Origin of the sequence: Nonomuraea sp. NPDC049625 (assembly GCF_040675285.1) — a bacterium.
Lineage (GTDB): Bacteria > Actinomycetota > Actinomycetes > Streptosporangiales > Streptosporangiaceae > Nonomuraea > Nonomuraea angiospora_A.
Genome location: NZ_JBFAOQ010000007.1, coordinates 145427 through 161516, shown reverse-complemented (window position 1 = coordinate 161516; position 16090 = coordinate 145427). Strand labels below are relative to the sequence as shown.

15 protein-coding genes are annotated in these 16090 nt (G+C 72.7%); 11 read left to right on the top strand and 4 right to left on the bottom strand.

Translation table 11 applies throughout. The features are described 5' to 3' along the window. Positions 1-16: 16 nt before the first annotated feature. Positions 17-271 (top strand): cell division protein CrgA, encoded by a 255-nt coding sequence (locus tag AB0J87_RS29790; RefSeq protein WP_363970384.1) that lies wholly within the window; start codon positions 17-19, stop codon positions 269-271. Here the strand turns inward: AB0J87_RS29790 and AB0J87_RS29785 are convergent. Further along, entirely contained in the window at positions 268-2991 is a 2724-nt protein-coding gene (locus tag AB0J87_RS29785; RefSeq protein ID WP_363970382.1) for an AAA family ATPase, read from the bottom strand. The two genes, AB0J87_RS29790 and AB0J87_RS29785, sit on opposite strands and share 4 nt — an antisense overlap. 122 nt (positions 2992-3113) lie before the next feature. Here AB0J87_RS29785 and AB0J87_RS29780 point away from each other — a divergent pair, with 122 nt between their 5' ends. Both AB0J87_RS29780 and AB0J87_RS29775 read left to right on the top strand, forming a co-directional pair. After that, positions 3114-3581, top strand: a complete 468-nt coding sequence (locus AB0J87_RS29780; RefSeq protein WP_350726122.1) for an SAM-dependent methyltransferase — start codon at positions 3114-3116, stop codon at positions 3579-3581. 20 nt (positions 3582-3601) lie between these two features. Next, positions 3602-4768, top strand: coding sequence for an FAD-dependent monooxygenase (locus AB0J87_RS29775; protein WP_363970380.1), 1167 nt, complete (start codon positions 3602-3604; stop codon positions 4766-4768). A gap of 8 nt (positions 4769-4776) precedes the next feature. Here the strand turns inward: AB0J87_RS29775 and AB0J87_RS29770 are convergent, their stop codons facing one another. The 3 genes from AB0J87_RS29770 to AB0J87_RS29760 are packed head-to-tail and all read right to left on the bottom strand — an operon-like array spanning position 4777 to position 6648. Continuing rightward, the gene (locus AB0J87_RS29770) at positions 4777-5190 is read right to left on the bottom strand and encodes a DoxX family protein (protein ID WP_363970378.1); all 414 of its coding nucleotides are present in this window, start codon (positions 5188-5190) and stop codon (positions 4777-4779) included. Positions 5191-5245: 55 nt separating this feature from the next. Continuing rightward, positions 5246-6103: a hypothetical protein gene (locus AB0J87_RS29765; RefSeq protein ID WP_363970376.1), complete on the bottom strand. Its 858-nt coding sequence runs from the start codon at positions 6101-6103 to the stop codon at positions 5246-5248. A 23-nt stretch (positions 6104-6126) separates the two neighbouring features. Then, positions 6127-6648, bottom strand: a complete 522-nt coding sequence (locus AB0J87_RS29760; protein WP_363970374.1) for a SigE family RNA polymerase sigma factor — start codon at positions 6646-6648, stop codon at positions 6127-6129. A 192-nt stretch (positions 6649-6840) separates the two neighbouring features. Between AB0J87_RS29760 and AB0J87_RS29755 the strand changes: the two genes are divergently transcribed. The 8 genes from AB0J87_RS29755 (at position 6841) to AB0J87_RS29720 (ending at position 16089) form a co-directional block, all read left to right on the top strand. Continuing rightward, a complete protein-coding gene (locus AB0J87_RS29755; RefSeq protein WP_363970373.1) occupies positions 6841-7263 on the top strand; it encodes a hypothetical protein in 423 nt (140 codons plus the stop codon). Positions 7264-7284: 21 nt separating this feature from the next. Continuing rightward, positions 7285-8964: a PQQ-binding-like beta-propeller repeat protein gene (locus tag AB0J87_RS29750; protein ID WP_363970371.1), complete on the top strand. Its 1680-nt coding sequence runs from the start codon at positions 7285-7287 to the stop codon at positions 8962-8964. Then, a complete protein-coding gene (locus AB0J87_RS29745) occupies positions 8961-9836 on the top strand; it encodes a hypothetical protein (RefSeq protein WP_363970369.1) in 876 nt (291 codons plus the stop codon). Before AB0J87_RS29750 ends, AB0J87_RS29745 begins: the two co-directional genes overlap by 4 nt. Then, a complete protein-coding gene (locus AB0J87_RS29740; RefSeq protein ID WP_363970367.1) occupies positions 9812-12286 on the top strand; it encodes a PQQ-binding-like beta-propeller repeat protein in 2475 nt (824 codons plus the stop codon). The genes AB0J87_RS29745 and AB0J87_RS29740 overlap by 25 nt, the downstream gene beginning before the upstream one ends. 64 nt (positions 12287-12350) lie before the next feature. Continuing rightward, positions 12351-13544: a tryptophan synthase subunit beta gene (trpB, locus tag AB0J87_RS29735; protein ID WP_363970365.1), complete on the top strand. Its 1194-nt coding sequence runs from the start codon at positions 12351-12353 to the stop codon at positions 13542-13544. Next, complete coding sequence (gene trpA, locus AB0J87_RS29730) at positions 13541-14377, top strand: tryptophan synthase subunit alpha (protein ID WP_363970363.1); 837 nt, start codon at positions 13541-13543, stop codon at positions 14375-14377. Before trpB ends, trpA begins: the two co-directional genes overlap by 4 nt. After that, the gene (locus AB0J87_RS29725) at positions 14335-15090 is read left to right on the top strand and encodes a GntR family transcriptional regulator (protein WP_355197769.1); all 756 of its coding nucleotides are present in this window, start codon (positions 14335-14337) and stop codon (positions 15088-15090) included. The genes trpA and AB0J87_RS29725 overlap by 43 nt, the downstream gene beginning before the upstream one ends. A gap of 141 nt (positions 15091-15231) precedes the next feature. After that, the gene (locus tag AB0J87_RS29720) at positions 15232-16089 is read left to right on the top strand and encodes a hypothetical protein (protein WP_363970361.1); all 858 of its coding nucleotides are present in this window, start codon (positions 15232-15234) and stop codon (positions 16087-16089) included. The last annotated feature ends 1 nt before the right edge of the window (position 16090 follow it).

The window sequence follows — 16090 nt, the reverse complement described above, 5'->3', positions numbered from 1 at the left end:
CCACCGAACAGGGGTGATGCCGGTGTCCGATCTTCAAGCTCGTGTAGCGCCGACCAATCGCTTGGCCCGCCGCCTGGCCGCGGCAATGGGCGTGTCCTGGTTCGTCGGCGTCGCGTGGATCGTCCTGTACTACGTGGACCCCACTCTCCCGGTCCTGTCGGACCTGGGTAACTGGAACCTGCTGGCCGGGTTCGGTCTCTTCATGCTGGGCGCGGCGTTCGCCCTGGCCCTGCTGGTGACGGTGATCGTACGGTCGGGGCGCCGACCCTAGGCGGGACGGCCCAGGTCGAGGCCCGCCAGGTCGGCGCGCGAGGAGATCCCCAGCTTCGGGTACGCCTTGTACAGGTGGAATCCCACCGTTCGCGGGCTGAGGAAGAGCTGGGCGCCGATCTGCCGGTTCGTGGCGCCCGTCGCGGCGAGCCGGACGACCTGCAGCTCCTGAGGGGTCAGCGCGTCGAGCGGTTTCGCCGCCACACCGAGCTCCGGCAGGTCGGCGCGGGCGCCGGTCGCGGCCAGCTCCGTACGGGCCCGTTCGGCCCAGGGGGCGGCGCCCAGCGCGGCGAAGCGGCCCATCGCCGAGCGCAGCTGCGCCCCGGCGTCGGAGCGCCGGCGGGCCCGCCGCAGCCATTCGCCGTACAGCAGCTCCGTCCTGGCGTGCTCGAACACCCGCCCGCCCCGGGCGTGCCACTCGAGCGCCGCGCCGTAGTGGGCCTCGGCCTCGCCGCGCGGGGCGAGGAGAGCGCGGCAGCGATGCGCGACGGCGGCGGCGCCCGGCCGGCCGCTGGCCGCCGCCCAGGCGTCGAACCGGGCGAACGCCTCGGCCGCCCGGCCCGGGTCGCCCAGCCGGGCGCAGGCCTCGACGTGGTCGGCCATGGCGAAGGTGACGATCACGGTGTGACCGAGCGGGCCGTCGAGGATCCGCGCCATCCGCTCGGCCGCCGCGTCGTACCGGGCTCGTACCAGGTCGAGCAGGATCAGCGCGCAGCCGCCCCATCCCGATCCGTGGCGTTCCCGCGCGGCGCCGTCGGCTTGGCCGGCGAGCCGTACGCACGTGTCGTCCTCGCCCTCGACGGCGGCGAGCCACGCCAGGATGCCGTGCAGATGCCGCAGCCGCCCCGTCTGCCCGGTGTCGTGGGCGATCCGCCAGGCCTCGGCGCCCGACTCCGCCGCCTCCGCGTGCCTTCCCCGCAGGAGCTGCGCCTGGGTGAGGAGCTGCAGGGCATGCGGCAGCGCGCCGATCAGGCCCTGCTCCCTGCAGGCGGCCACGCGGGCCGCGGCCAGCTCGCAGGCCGCCTCGTCGTCGCCGGTCATCAACGCGCCGAACACCGCGTACGTGCCGGCGACCGGGTCCGTGGCGGCGCGCGGCGAGATGGCGGCGCGCATGAGCGGCAGCCCCGCGGCCGGGTCGCCGGCGGCCACCCGCTCCATGCCGCGTACCGTTCCGGCCACGGGGTCGTCGCCGGGCACGACGGATTCCAGCAGCTCCGCGGCCCGCCCGAGCGCGGCGTGGTCACCGGCGAACCAGGCCTCGGCGGCGGCGGTCGCGAGCAGGGACGCGGCGTCGGCCGGCGCGGTGCGGGCGATGCCGGCGGCCGCGTCGATCAGCGCCGCCGGCGCCGGGCTGCCGTGCTCGGAGTCGACCGCGGCCCGCACGGCGACCAGCCGGGCCAGCACCACGGGGTCCCCGGTCAGCCGCCGGCCCCGGTCGGCCGCGGCGCCGGCGCGGGCCAGCTGCCCGGCGCCCATCGCCGACTCGGCGGCGGCGGCCAGCCGGCGGGCCCGCCGGCCCTGATCGACGGTGAGCTGCGCGGCCCGCTCGTACGCCGTCGCGGCCGACGCGTGGCTGCCCCGCTGCCGGGCCCGCTCCCCGGCCGCCGCCAGCACGTCCGAGATCTCCTCGTCGGGACCGACGGCGGCGGCGGACAGGTGCCAGGCCCTGCGGTCGGCGTGCTCGTCGCCGTCAAGGGCGTCCGCCAGCGCGCGATGGGCGGCCACCCGCCGGGCGAGCGGCGCCTCATGGTACGCGGCGGTCTTGACCAGGGGATGGCGGAAGCGCAGCCGGCCGTCGGAGATCTGCACCAGGTGGTGGCGCTCGCCCGGCTCCAGGTCGGGCAGCCCGGCCCCGAAGCCCTCCGCGGCCCGCAGGACGAGCTCCAGGCTGCCCGAGCCCTCGGCCGCGGCGACCAGGAGCAGCAGCTGCGTGGCTTCGGGGAGCCGCCGGATGGCGGCACGCAACGACTGTTCGAGCCGTCCGGGCAAGGGGAGCCTGGGCGCCTGCAGGGGCAGCGGAGCCAGCCGCCCCGCCCGCTGCTCGGGGACGAGGGCCGCGGCGAACTCCAGAAGCGCGAGCGGGTTGCCCTCGGCCTCCTCGATCACCCGGTCCCGCGCCTCGGGCACCAGATCGGCGGCCGACCCGGCGAGCAGCCGCTCGCAGTCCGCCCGGCCGAGACCGGCGAGCCGCAGCTCCGGGACGCCCTGCACGGGCGGCTGCGCACCGTCGTCGCGGGCGGCCAGGATCATGGTGATCCGCTCGGCTCCCAGCCTGCGCGCCGCGAACACCAGCGCGTCCGCCGACGCGCGGTCCAGCCACTGCACGTCGTCGATCAGGCACAGCAGGGGACGTTCCTCGGCGAGCTCGGCGAGCAGGGTCAGCACCGCGAGCCCGACGAGGAAGCGGTCCTGGGCCCCGCCCTGGCTCTCGCCGAACGCGCCGAGCAGGGCCGCCCGCTGCGCCTCCGGGAGCCCCGCGACGAGGTGCCGGGCCGGCCGCAGCAGCAGGTGCAGGGCGGCGAAGGGCAGCTCGGCCTCGGCCTCCACGCCGGTGATCCGCAGCACCAGCACGTCGTCGCCCGCCGCCCGCGCGGCCTCCGCCAGCAGCGCCGACTTGCCGATCCCGGCCTCTCCGTACACGACGACGGCATTGCCCCGGCCGGTCCCGGACTCGGCGATCAGCCCGCTGAGTAGGGCGATCTCGGCGTTTCGCCCGATCATGATGCCCCGACCCTACCTAAGCGGCCTCCGCCGCCCGCGAGCAACCCGGTCATCGTGACTTATTCACCCGCGAGCCCCGGCCCTTACGGTCGTGAGCGGAAACCCCGACATTGGAGGAAGCCGTGGAGCACGCCGTCACCCTGCAACCGGTGGGCACCGTCGTGGGCGGGCGCACCGAGGCGTTCGACGACGACTGGAACACCGAGGAAGCGGTGATCCGCCTCGACGGGACGCAGTTCCAGCCGGACTCCCTCGCGGGGCTGGACGCGTTCTCGCACCTGGAGGTGGTGTTCCTCTTCCACCTGGTGGACCCGGAGTCGGTGCACACCGCGGCCCGCCGCCCGAGGGGCAATCCGGACTGGCCGCCGGTGGGCATCTTCGCGCAGCGGGCCAAGAACCGGCCGAACAGGCTGGGGGTCTCCCGCTGCCGCCTGCTCGCCGTGGACGGCCTCGACGTGCGCGTACGCGGTCTGGACGCCATCGACGGCAGCCCGGTCCTCGATCTCAAGCCCTACATGGCGGAGTTCGGGCCGCAGGGCGAGACCGTACAGCCGGCCTGGGCGACCGAACTGATGCGCAACTACTACTGAAGACAAGGGGATTTCGCGGTATGAACGCACAACTTCCGGCCGGCACGGACGTCCTGATCGTCGGCGCGGGCCCGGCCGGCCTGGCCCTGGCCACCTCGCTGGCCCGGCAGGGCGTGGACGCCGTCCTGGTGGACAAGGCGGCGAGCGGCGCCAACACCTCGCGGGCCGCGGTCGTGCACGCCCGCACCCTGGAGGTGCTGCGCGCGATCGACGTCAGCGACGAGCTGGTGTCGAGGGGGGTCACCGTGCCCCGCTTCACCGTACGCGACCGCGACCGGGTCCTGCTGACCGTGGCCTTCGACAAGCTGCCGACCGACTTCCCGTACACGCTGCTGGTGCCCCAGGACATCACCGAGCAGGTGCTGCTGGACCGGCTCCGGGCCGCGGGCGGCACCGTCCACCGCCCGTACGCGGTCACGGCCGTCGAGCAGAGCGCCACCGGGGTCACCGCCACGACGTCCGACGGCCGCCAGATCCGCGCCTCGTACGCCGTCGGCGCCGACGGCATGCACAGCACGGTGCGCGAGCAGGCCGGGATCGCGTTCACGGGCGACACCTACGCCCAGTCGTTCGTGCTGGCCGACGTCCGCCTCGACTGGGCGGGTCCCAGCGACGAGGTCGCTCTCTACTTCGCCCCCGAAGGGGTGACCGTCGTCGCGCCGCTGCCGGGCGGCCGCCACCGGATCGTCGCGACGGTCGAGGAGGCTCCGGAGCGTCCCGGCGTCGCCGACATCCAGTCGCTCCTCGACACCCGCGGGCCGCGTACCAACCCGGCCACGGTCACGGACCTCGTCTGGAGCTCGCGGTTCCGTGTCCACCACCGCCTGGCCGAGCGCTACCGGGCGGGCCGGATCTTCCTGGCCGGCGACGCGGCCCACGTCCACAGCCCGGCCGGCGGCCAGGGCATGAACACCGGCATCCAGGACGCCCTCTCCCTTGCCGGGAAGCTCACCGCCGTGCTGCGCGACGGCGCTCCCGAGACGATCCTGGACACGTACGGGACCGAGCGCCGTCCCGTCGCCGAGGACGTGGTCGCCTTCACCCACCGGATGACGAGGATCGCGACGGTCGGCAACGGCCCGCTGCGCTCCCTGCGCAACACGGCCCTGCGCGCGCTGGACTGGGTCCCCGCGGTCCACCACGCGATTGCGATGAACCTGTCCGAGCTGGCCACGGCAGACTCGTAGCCGCCGCTTCACCTCAGGAGGTCCAGCGCCAGCGTGGCCGCCGCCAGCCCGAGAAACCCGATCGCCAGGAAGAACATCGGCGAGAAGTCGCTGACGCGCAGGTGGGTGTAGAGGGCGCAGACGAAGTAGAGGATGAGCCCGGCCGCGGCGGCCGTGCCGATCGGCGGCACGCCGAGGAGGCCGAGCGCCAGCCCGAGCGCGCCCGCGACCTTGAGGACGCCGATCGGGAAGACCAGCCAGGACTCGGGCACTCCCGCCGTCTTCAGGGCGGGGCCGAGAGTCCGCATGATCGGTTCGAGCCGGGTGATGGCGGCGAAGCCCGAGAACGTGTTGGCGGCGATGGTCACGAGGGCGGTGACGACATAGGCGGTGGTCAAGAGAGCTCCCTGGAAGGCGGTGTTCGCCTCCTGAGAGCTCTCCATGCCGGCGAATGTGACATCGCCCGCGGCGACGTGTCCGGGCCTCGCGCGTGGCCGGTCAGGACGTCTTGGTGGTGGGCTCCCCGACCTTGTCACCGGAGTCCTGCCGCGCCCTGTCGGTCGGCTTCCCGGTCGGCTTGCCGAGCTTGTCGGCGGGCGGCTGCCGTACCTGGTCGGTGGGCGGAGCGGTGACCGAGACGGGGGTGCCGAAGTCGCTGAAGTCCATGACGTTCCGGTTGCCGGAATCGCCGAAGGCGACTTCCAGGTGCCGGATCCGGCCCTGGTCGTCCACGTCCACGGTGCCCGTGGCCGCCTCCGCCGTGCCCGCCTTCACGTCGGCACCGCCCCCGGCCTCCAGCGAGAACGCGAACCGCTGCCCGGCCCAGCCCTGCCCGGAGGCTGTGCCGGCCTCGCGGACGTCAGTGGCCGTACGGAGCCGCTCCAGGGCCGCATGAGGGTCGATGGGAGCGAGCTTGACCAGGGCGATGACCGGCGGCGCGCCCGCCAGGTCGGCGTCGGCGCGCGGCGAGACCAGCCACGTCGCGGCGCCGCTCTCCCGGACGTACATCAGATCGCCGACGAACCGGGTTTCGGCCCCGTCCTGCCTCGTGATGACGCCCATCCGCCGGACGGGGTCGATGGCGCCGTCGAACACCTTGGCATCGGACGTGACATGGATGCGGTAGCTCTCCTGGCTGGTGTTCTCGACCGCGGCGATCACCTGGGCCTGCGCCGACGACTGGGTCGCGGGCAGCACCACCGCGACCGCGGCCACCGCGGCGGCGACGGCCAGCGCGGCGACCGGGACCAGGACCCTGGCCAGTCGGCGCCTCGGCATCGCCGGCATGAGGTCGATGCCCGCCGGCCGGTCCTCGGTCGCTTTGATGAGCAGCGTGCGGAGTTCGTGCTCGTTCATGGACGGCTCCTCGTGTCGGTGTCTCACCGGATCCCACTCCCTTCGTCCTCGGTTCGGTTGACCAGCGTGTCGGGAGAGATCAGCCGCCGCATCGCCTGCAGGCCGCGATGCGTGTGGGTCTTGACCGTCCCCGGTGAGCAGCCCATCAGATCGGCGACCTCGGCTTCCGGCAGGTCGGCGAAGAACCGCAGCACCAGGGCCGTCCGCTGCCTGGCAGGCAGTCGCGCCAGCGCCTGCCGTACGTCCTCGGCCACGGCCCGGGTGTCCCCCACGTCACCGGGACCGGGCAACTCGGGCAACTCGGCGCGCGGGATCTCGCGCCGCCACCGGGCACGCCACCAGGACCGGTACGTGTTGACCAGGATCCGGCGCAGGTAGGCGTCGGGGTCGCTGCTGGTGTCCAGCCGATGCCACACGCGATACAGCTTGCCCAGGCAGGACTGGACCAGATCCTCAGCCGTATGCCAGTCGCCGGTGAGCAGGACCGCCGTTTTCAGATGATGATCTCCCCGGTGCCGCACGAAACTCACGAATTCCGCATCCACCCGCGCTCCTCTCGTCGGTCGTGCCACCTCCTGACACTCCCTGAGGCTCACGTCCGGTTGACGGGAGAGCACCGGAAATATCCCCGCCCGCCCGCGAGCCATGCTCACGTCGTCATCCATGGCCCGGCGATCACGAATGATGTAACCCTTTCCTTATCGGAGTTGATGAAATGAGAAAGCGAGGAGGGGCGCGTGGACATCGTTGCGATCGCCGGCCAGGTCATGCCCTATATAACGGCGGCCATCGGCGCTTACGGGGCCGCGGTGCTGACCAAAACGCAGGACCTGGCCGCCGACGAGTCGGTGAACCTCGGGCGCCGGCTGCTGCAGCGTTTCGTCAAGCGGGAGGAGAGTCGCGACCGCATCGAATCCGCCGTACAGGACGTGGTGGAGACGCCCGAGGACGAGGACCTCGTCGCCGCGCTGCGCGGCCAGCTGAAAAGGGCCATGGCCGCCGATCCCGAGCTGGTCAGAGACGTCACGGAGCTGCTGCGGACGGCCCCCGCCGGCGCGATCGTCGCCAACGACGGCAGCCAGATAGTCTCCGGCAGCTCGATATCCGGTGACAACATCCAGATAGGGCAGGCGCGGGATATCGACATCCGCCGGCGCTGAAGCGTTTACCAGGCATATCTCGTGATCACGGGATGGCGGATTCGCGAGTCGTGGGTGTGGCACGCCCTGCTGTGCCTCCTCTGCCTCGCGATTCTCGCCCCACCGGCCCCGCGTTTTCCCGTGGAGCAGCCGGGACCGGCCATTCCTGCCGGGATTCGTTCCCTGTTATGGCAGGCCCATTTCCGCGACGACTGGCCCGGCGCGCTCTTCCTGGACGACGTCCTGATCCTGACGCACGGCGAGCAGATCCAAGCCAGGAACGCCGTGACGGGTCAGAGCCTGTGGTCCTTCAGCACGTCGGACATCGACGGCTACACGCCGCTGGACGAACGGCTCGATGTCACCGGTGACTACGTCATCGCGGTGGCCCAGCGCGACGACGAGAACGACGACGAGGTCCCTCAGGGCGACAGCCTGCTCGCCTTCAACGGGCGCACCGGGGCGGTCCTCTGGAACCTCACGTCCGGGTTCTACGGCTCCGACCTGCCTGATCCCTACTTCACGTACCTCGGTACAGGCCGGCAACGGGTGCTGATCCACATTCCCTCCGTCGACGTGGTGCGGGCTCTCGACGCCGTGGACGGGCAGCCGCGGTGGGAGTCCGCCGTTTCCCCCGGATGCCACCTCGCCTCGGGAAGCGCGGACGAGTCGGTGGCCGCGTTCTTGATGAACTGCGCCGGACATGCCCGCCTGCGCGCGCTGGAGGTCTCCACCGGGCGTCTCCTCTGGGAACGGGAGGTCTTCCCCTCGGGGACTCCCCTGATCTCGGTCTTCGGCCGGGCGATCGGAGTGGAGAGCGACAACGCCTTCACCGTCTACGACGCCGACGGGCGGTTGCTCTACGAGCACCTCGCAGGGGAGACGTGCTCGTGCTCGTGGGTCGCCACGGCCGAGGGCCTGCTGGTCGTGCGGCAGGACGACGTCAGCAAGTCCGTGGTGGCGGACGCGGTGGACCGCCGTTCGCGCCGCGTCACGCCCATCCACGGCGAGGCGGGAGAGTTCGAGACGGTCGTGGCGGTCGACGGGCGGATCTACGGGACGAGGCGGCTCGCCGCACTCCAAAGGTCCGTCATCGTGGCGGTGGATCCGGTGACGGGGAAGCAGACACCTGTTGCCACGATCCCGATCTACGAGGAAGTGATCGGCATCAGCCGGTACGCGTTGCTCGTCGCCCCCGAGACGGACAAGGACATGAAGCCGGTGCTGGCGTACAAGACGGTCCCGCCGCCGGTGACCGACCCCGGCCTCACGGCGAGAGGCGGCGTCGAGCGCCGGAGCTGGCCGGACGCCTGCTCACTCGTCCCAGCCTCGGCGCTGGCGGCCGAGTTCCCCAAGGCCCGCTACCGGCCCCTCCCCCGGCCGGGCCCGCCCGAACTCGGCCTGAACACACCCACCGGCTGTGACCTGGTCCCCGACGACGCGAAGCACCCCGTGCTCACGCTCAGCGTCCTGTGGGTGAGCGCGACGGCGGGCGAGGCGGAGACGACGCTCGAAGCCATCGTCGTCAGGTTCGGCGAGGATGACTTCAGCGGGATTTCCAGCCTCGAGCCCGGGGTGCGGTTGTACGTCAACAGCTCGATGACCGACGCGGCGGTCGTACGAGTGGGCGGCGCACTGGTCCGCATGGACGGCGCGGGGGACCGCGACGTCACGATGCGGCTCGCCCGTGCGGTGGCCGGTAGCCTCCGGGTGGCAGCATGACCCGCCTGCCCGGCACGGAGCCGGATCAGCCGGCCGCCGCGGCCCCGGTGCTGCGCGATGCGGTGGTCGGCGGGGACAACATCCAGATCACGTCCGCACGGGACGTGACGATCAACTCACGGGGCACCCCCAGGCTCCCCCGGCTGATCGCCGCCGGGGTCGTGCTGGTGCTCTGCGGCGTGGTGGCCGGCATGTGGCCCACTCTGGTGGACGCGGCCCGGGATCTGACCGGCGCACCGGCGCTGGCCGGCACGGTCACGTCGAGGCTCTACGTGACGGAGTCCGTGGCGACGCGCGACCGGCTGCCGCCCGTCGATCACGCCCTGCTGATGCGAGGCCCGAGCTTCAAGCAGCTGGTCGAGATGCTGTCACGCAATCACGCGGCGCGCGTGGGGAAGATGAACGTGGTCATCGTCCTCCAAGGGCAGCGCAGCGAGCCGATCAGGATCATCGACGTCCGGCCCCGGGTCCTCCGGTCCGGTCCCGTTCCGACGGGCACCTGCCTCACCGTTCCCGCCCAGGGGGAGGGAACCGAGTACAAGATCGATGTGAACCTCGACCTCCAGGCGCCTGAAGGCGGAGGCTCGCGGTACCTGCCCAAGAGCATCGACCTGGCCGATGGCGAGCGCGTCACGGTCGACTTCACCGTGCGGGCCGAGCACCGCTGGTACGAGTGGGACATCGAGGTGGTCTACGTCTACAAGGCCGACGGGCAGCCCACGAGCGCGTTCTTCGGCGAGGCCGACGGGCAGCCGTTCAGGGTCACGGGAGAGGCCAAGAAGTACGCCGCCGTTTACGGCGATCCCACTCTCGGCGCGGGCTATCGGGCCTGGAAGAGGAACCGGCCGTGCCACGAGCAACGACAAGACTAGCCCTCCTGGCCGCCCTCCTCCTGGGCCTGGTCCCGGTGCCGGCGAGCGCGCCGGCCGGCGCCCTGCCGAGCGCGCGGCTCGTCCCCCTCTGGCACGCCGACGTGCCCATCACGCGCGACGGCTACGAGCACGCCCTGACCTCCCGCGACCTCCTCGTACGCACCGCGCGGGGCGTGCTCGCGTTCGGGGCGGACGACGGGCGCCCGAGGTGGAAGCACCAGCTCACCACGGCGTCCGCCACGGGCTGGGACCTCTCCTCGGACGTCGTCGTGATCGACTACTACCAGCCGGCCGAGCGGGCGAGCGGCAGGCACGAGCTGGTCGCGGTGTCGAGCACCACCGGCAAGGAGCTCTGGCGCAGGCAGCGGACGTCCCTCCCGCCGGGCTGGCGGAGATCGTCGGCTCCCCGGGCTGGCTCGCCGGTGTTCGCCGTCAAGGATCTGGAAACCGGCGCGATCAGGGGGATCTCGACCGGAGCGGGCCGCGACATGTGGAGTTTCCGCATGCCCGCCGGGTGCGACGTCTCCGGCTCGGCGGCCCGCGCCGCCGACGTGGTGCTGTTCCTCGCCTGCGGCCGGTCGCCGCGCGTGCTCCTGCTGGACGCCGCCACGGGTACGACGCTCCGCTCTATCCCGCTCCCCGCGGGGACCTCCCCGGACTTCCAGGTGGCCGAGGGGATGATCGCGGTCTCCGGCGACCGCGCGATGACCCTGTTCGACGACCGCGGGCGGGCCGTGCTCCATCACGGCGAATGCTGGCCGCGATGCGCCGTGGTCCGAGGGCCCGGCCTCGTGCTGACGACCTATCACAGCGGCGAGGACGACGTCCTGGCGGCGACGTCCTGGCCGGACGGCGCGCCCCTGTGGCAGGTGAGGCCCGCCCCGGTGTACGCGAAGCTGGTCGAGGGCGGCATCGCAGCCCGGGCAGGGCTCGGCGGTTTCCCGGTCGTCGATGCGATCGATCCCGGGACCGGCGCGGCGACCTCGTACACCCTGCCCGTCCCGGCCGAGGTGCTGGCGTCGGCCGGTCAGCGGCTCTACGTCGGGAGCGTCATTCCGGCGGCGGGACAGACGCGCCGCGTGCGCTTCTCGGCCCTGCGGCGCCTCCCGCCGGGCAGAGGCCCATCGCTGCTCGGGGGCGTGGACCCGGGCCGCTGGCCGGACGCCTGCGCGCTCCTGCCGGGAGGGACGTTCTCCCCCGGCCCACCCCAGACCACCCTGTACAGGTACACGCTGCCCAGATCCGTCTCCTGCCGCTACGCCGAGCCGGGCGGCGGCTCCTTCAGCGTCCGCGTGCTCTGGATCGCCGGCGACGCCGACGAGGCCGCGGACATGGTCGAGACGCTGGGAGACGTCTACGCGTATCGGCCCGCCGCCGGGATCGGGGATCAGGCCGTGGCGGACTCCTCCCCGCCGGCCAGGATCTACTTCCGGACCGGCCCGGCGGTGGTGGCCGTGGCGTCGGGCGACCTCTCCGTCCGGCGCCGGTTGACGGCGCTCGCCGGCTCGATCGCCGACCGGATACGCGACGCGGGCCCCGGCGTCCAGGCGCGGACCGCGCTTCCCGTCGCGCCTTCGCGGCGGCTCGGCCTGTCCCGCCTGCCGGGGACGAAGGTGACGGTGGCCCAGGACATCACGGCCCCACCCGTGGTCACCGCGTACCTGCTGGACGGGCACCCCTACGTCCGCGCGAAGGGGACCTTCACCCGGCTGGGCACGAAGGTGCACGCGCTCTCGCCGAGCGGCGCCTGGGGAGCCCGGACGACGGAGAACTACCCCGCGCGCGGCCGGGACCCGGTGACGCTCCTGGACACCGGGACGCGGTCGGTCCGGCGGATCCCCACGGTCAAGGCTCCCATGGGCGTGGCCTCGCCCGTCTGGTCGCCGGACGGCCGGCTGCTGCTGCTGACCGCCACCGACCGGGGCGTGATCACCGGGTTCGTGATCATCGACCTGGCCACGATGCGACCCCGGTTCGTCCACGTCACCCACGGAGAGCGTTACTCGGGAGCGTTCCGCTGGGGAGGTGATGCCAGGACCGTCGCCGTGCAGTCCGGCCCCGAAAGCGATTACGAGACCGCGGACGACGATCTCGACGTCACGTTCTTCGACCTCGGCGGCACCGTCGAACGGCGCCTCCAGAACGTCGGGAAGCTGATCGACGGACAGAAGTGGGCGTCCCCCTCCGGCCTGCTCTTCGCCACCCACTGCCCCGGACGCACGAGCCAGACCTGCCTGTGGCGGACCGCCGACGGCGCCCGGGCCGCCCGGATCCCCTTCGAGCCGGACGCCTTCGTCTCCTGGTACGGCGACGAGCGGTTCCTCGGCTGGCACGCGCTCACCTCGCAGGAACAGGCCCTCGCGGTCACCGACTTCTTCGGCCAGCCCCTCACCCACCTCGCCAGGGCCTACGGACACGACGGACTGCGGCTCGTCGCCGGGGCGGCGTAGCGCTTCCACGGCATCTGTGCCACAGTTATAGAACAGTCGAAACAGTTCTAGATGGGTGAGGCACATGACGGCAGGAGTCCTGGCGACGCGGCCAGGTGTGATGGAGGATCCCGGGGAGCGGGGCAGGTTCGGGGAGTACGGCGGGCTCTACGTGCCGGAGTCGCTGGTCGCGGCCTGCCGGGAGGTGGAGGCGGCCTTCCGGGAGGCCAGGACCGACCCGGCGTTCCGCGAGAGCCTCGCGGAGTCGCTGGCCCTGCACGTGGGGCGGCCCACGCCGCTGACCCCGGCGCGGCGGCTGTCGGCGGAGCTGGGCGTGACCCTGCTGCTCAAGCGGGAGGATCTCGCCCACACCGGCTCCCACAAGATCAATAACGTGCTGGGCCAGGCCCTGCTCGCGCTCCGGATGGGCCGTAAGCGGCTGATCGCCGAGACCGGCGCGGGGCAGCACGGCGTGGCCGTCGCGACCGCCGCCGCGGTGCTGGGGCTGCCGGCGACCGTGTTCATGGGGGAACGGGACGTCGAGCGGCAGGAGCTGAACGTGTTCCGGATGCGCATGCTGGGCACCGAGGTCGTACCGGTCGGCACCGGCAGCCGTACCCTCAAGGACGCCACCAGCGAGGCCATGCGCCACTGGGTGACGGCGACAGAGGAGGCGTACTACTGCGTCGGCTCGGTCATCGGGCCCAACCCGTACCCGTGGATGGTGCGCGAGTTCCAGCGGGTCATCGGCGACGAGGCGCGCGGGCAGTGCGCCGGGGCGCTCCCGGCCGCCGTGCCCGACTACGTCGTGGCCTGCGTGGGAGGCGGCTCCAACGCGGCGGGCACGTTCGCCGGGTTCGTCGACACCGCCGCCCGGCTGGTCGGGGTGGAGGCGGAGGGAGGCGCCGGGGCGGCCAGGGGCAGCCTCGGCGTGCTGCACGGCTTCCGCTCGCTGTTCCTCCAGGACGACCACGGGCAGATCACCGAGGCGCACTCCATCGCCGCCGGCCTCGACTACCCGGGGGTCGGGCCGGAGCACGCCCACCTGCGCGACCTCGGCCGGGCGCGCTATGTCACGGTCTCCGACGAGGAGGTGGTGGACGCGGCGGTGCGGCTGGCCCGTACCGAGGGCATCGTGCCGGCGCTGGAGTCGGCGCACGCGGTCGCGTGGGTGATCCGCGCGGCGCGTACGGGCGAGCTGCCGCCGGGTGCGACGGTCCTGCTCACCCTGTCCGGCAGGGGCGACAAGGACATCTCGACCCTGAAGGAGCTGGTATGAGCACCGGCCTGCTCGAAAGCCCGCTGCGCGCCCGGCGCGACGGCGGCCACAAGCTGCTCATGCCGTACGTGACCGGCGGCATCACCCCCGGCTGGACCGGCTACCTGCGGGCGTTCGCCGCCGCCGGCGCGGACGCGATCGAGCTCGGCCTGCCGTTCTCCGACCCGACGCTCGACGGCGCCACCATCCAGGAGGCGTCGGACGCGGCGCTGGCCCGGGGCGCGACGGCCCACGGCATCCTGGCCGAGGTCGCCGAGCTGCGCCTGGACGTGCCGCTGGTCGCCAGCACCTACTACAACCTGGTGCTGCGCGACGGGCCCGCGGAGTTCTGCCGGGCGCTGCGCCGGGCGGGGATCGCCGGGCTCATCGTGCCCGACCTGCCGCTGGACGAGGCCGGCGAGCTGGCGGACGCGGCCGCCGCCACCGGCGTCGACCTGGTCCTGCTCGCCTCCCCCGCGACTCCGCGGCGACGGCTGGACGAGATCGCGCGCCGCAGCCGGGGCTTCGTCTACGCCGTCTCGGTGATGGGCACCACCGGCGAGCGGGCCGCGCTCGCCGAGCCCGCCGCGGCCCTCACCGAACGGATCAAGCAGGGCAGCGACCGGCCGGTCTTGCTAGGATTTGGCATTTCCACGCCGGAACAGGCCGTGGAAGCCACCCGGCGCGCCGACGGTGTCGTCATCGGTGCCGCGATCATGCGCCGGATCCTCGACGGGGCGGCGCCGGACGACGTCGGCGCCTACCTGACGGGCCTGCGGCGGGCCCTTGACCAGGAGCGTGACGAGACACGATGGCCCGCGACGCCGGACACGAGGCGAGGTACCGCGCCATAGCCGCCGACCTCGCCGCGAAGATCCGGTCGGGACATTACGCTCCCGGCGCGGCGCTGCCGCCCCAACGCGAGCTGAGCGCCTCGTACGGGGTCACCCTGATGACCCTCCGCCAGGCGCTCCGGCAGCTCAGCGACGAAGGGCTGATCGTGCAGCAGGCCGGCCGGGGCACGTTCGTGTCCCCGCCGCACCTGGCCTACCAGCTGGGCTCCCTGCAGAGCCTCGCCGACGACCTCAGGAAGCAGGGCCACGAGGTACGCACGGTCGTGCTCGGGCGTTCGCTGCGCCGGGTCCCGGCCGGGGTCGCCACGCAGCTGCGCACCGCACCCGGCGAGAGCGCGCTGCGACTGGAACGGGTGCGCGAGTTCGCCGGCCGCCCCGCGATCCACCAGGTCTCCTGGATCCGGCGGCCGGCGGCCGAGCAGATCCGCGACCGCGACTTCACCGCCGTCTCCCTCTACGGCGCCCTCGCCGACTGCGGCGTGGCGGTGGCGCGCGCCTCGGAGAAGATCCGGCCCGGCCGGCTCGACCCGGCCGTCGCGGCGCACCTCGGGGAGCCGCCCGGCAGCCCGGTCTTCCTCAGCGAGCGGATCACGTACGCGCTCGACGCCACCGCGCTGGTCGCCGACCACGCCACCATCCTGGGCAGCATGATGGAGATCCGCACAGAACGGGCCGCCACCGGCCTCTCCCTCACCTGGGGCCCGAGCACCTGACCCCCACGCGCAAGGCCACTCAGGTAGATCTTGGTCAATGTTTTCGATCTACGTCGTCCCAGGTCAGCGTGTCAGTCGCCGGGGAAGACCGATCGGCTGCGATGTTGGCGCTCCAGGTCTCACCCGGTGTTGGAGCGCAAAATGATCAATCTCGGCTTCGTCGGGCCCAGCCGTCCCGCCAATGACTACAAGCTCACCGACGTGGTCGACGGTGACACCCCGAAGATCGAAATGTCGGTCCGCATGGTGTCCATCGACACCCCGGAAACCCACTTCGGGGGCACCCCGGTCACGGCCCAGGCCGCGCTCGATCGCACCAAGGCCCGGCTGCAGGACGGCACGTACGACGCCATCCCCGAGCATCTACGCGAATACCTCATCTCGCGCATCACCCCGAACGCCGCGGACCACCACATGACCGCCGGCCAGCTGGCGGCCGAGGCGCACAAGACCATGGTGAAGACCCGCCTGACCCGCCCGGACGGCACCCAGCGCAAGCTGGCCGTCATCGCCACCGGCGAGCTCGTCGAGAACCACGGTCGCCTGCTGGCCTACACCGCGCCCTGGTTCGCCGGCGGGACGTCGGACCCGATGCCGCCCCGCGACGACCCGCAGCGCCGCACCTTCAACCTCGACCTGCTGTCCCTCGGGTGGGCCGCCAGCTTCCTCATCTACCCCTCCATCCCGCCCTCGTTCGACCTGAACCTGATGCTCGACGAGGCCGAGGTGGCCTGGCAGCAGAAGCGCGGCGCGTGGGCGCAGTTCGGCCCGGAGCTGCTGCTGGGTTACGAGTACCGGGCCTGCGTCAAGCTCGGCACCAATGACCTGAAGAACCCCGCCGAGGCCGTCGCGAACGCCTACGAGCGCGTGTGCGTGGACCTGCGCACCCTGACCGAGGTCGGCCTGTTCGGCTACCACCAGGTCCCGCCGCCGAACCGGCTGTGGATCTGGAAGAAGGACCTGGAGCAGGCCCGCAAGGACCTGCCCATCAAGCATTAGG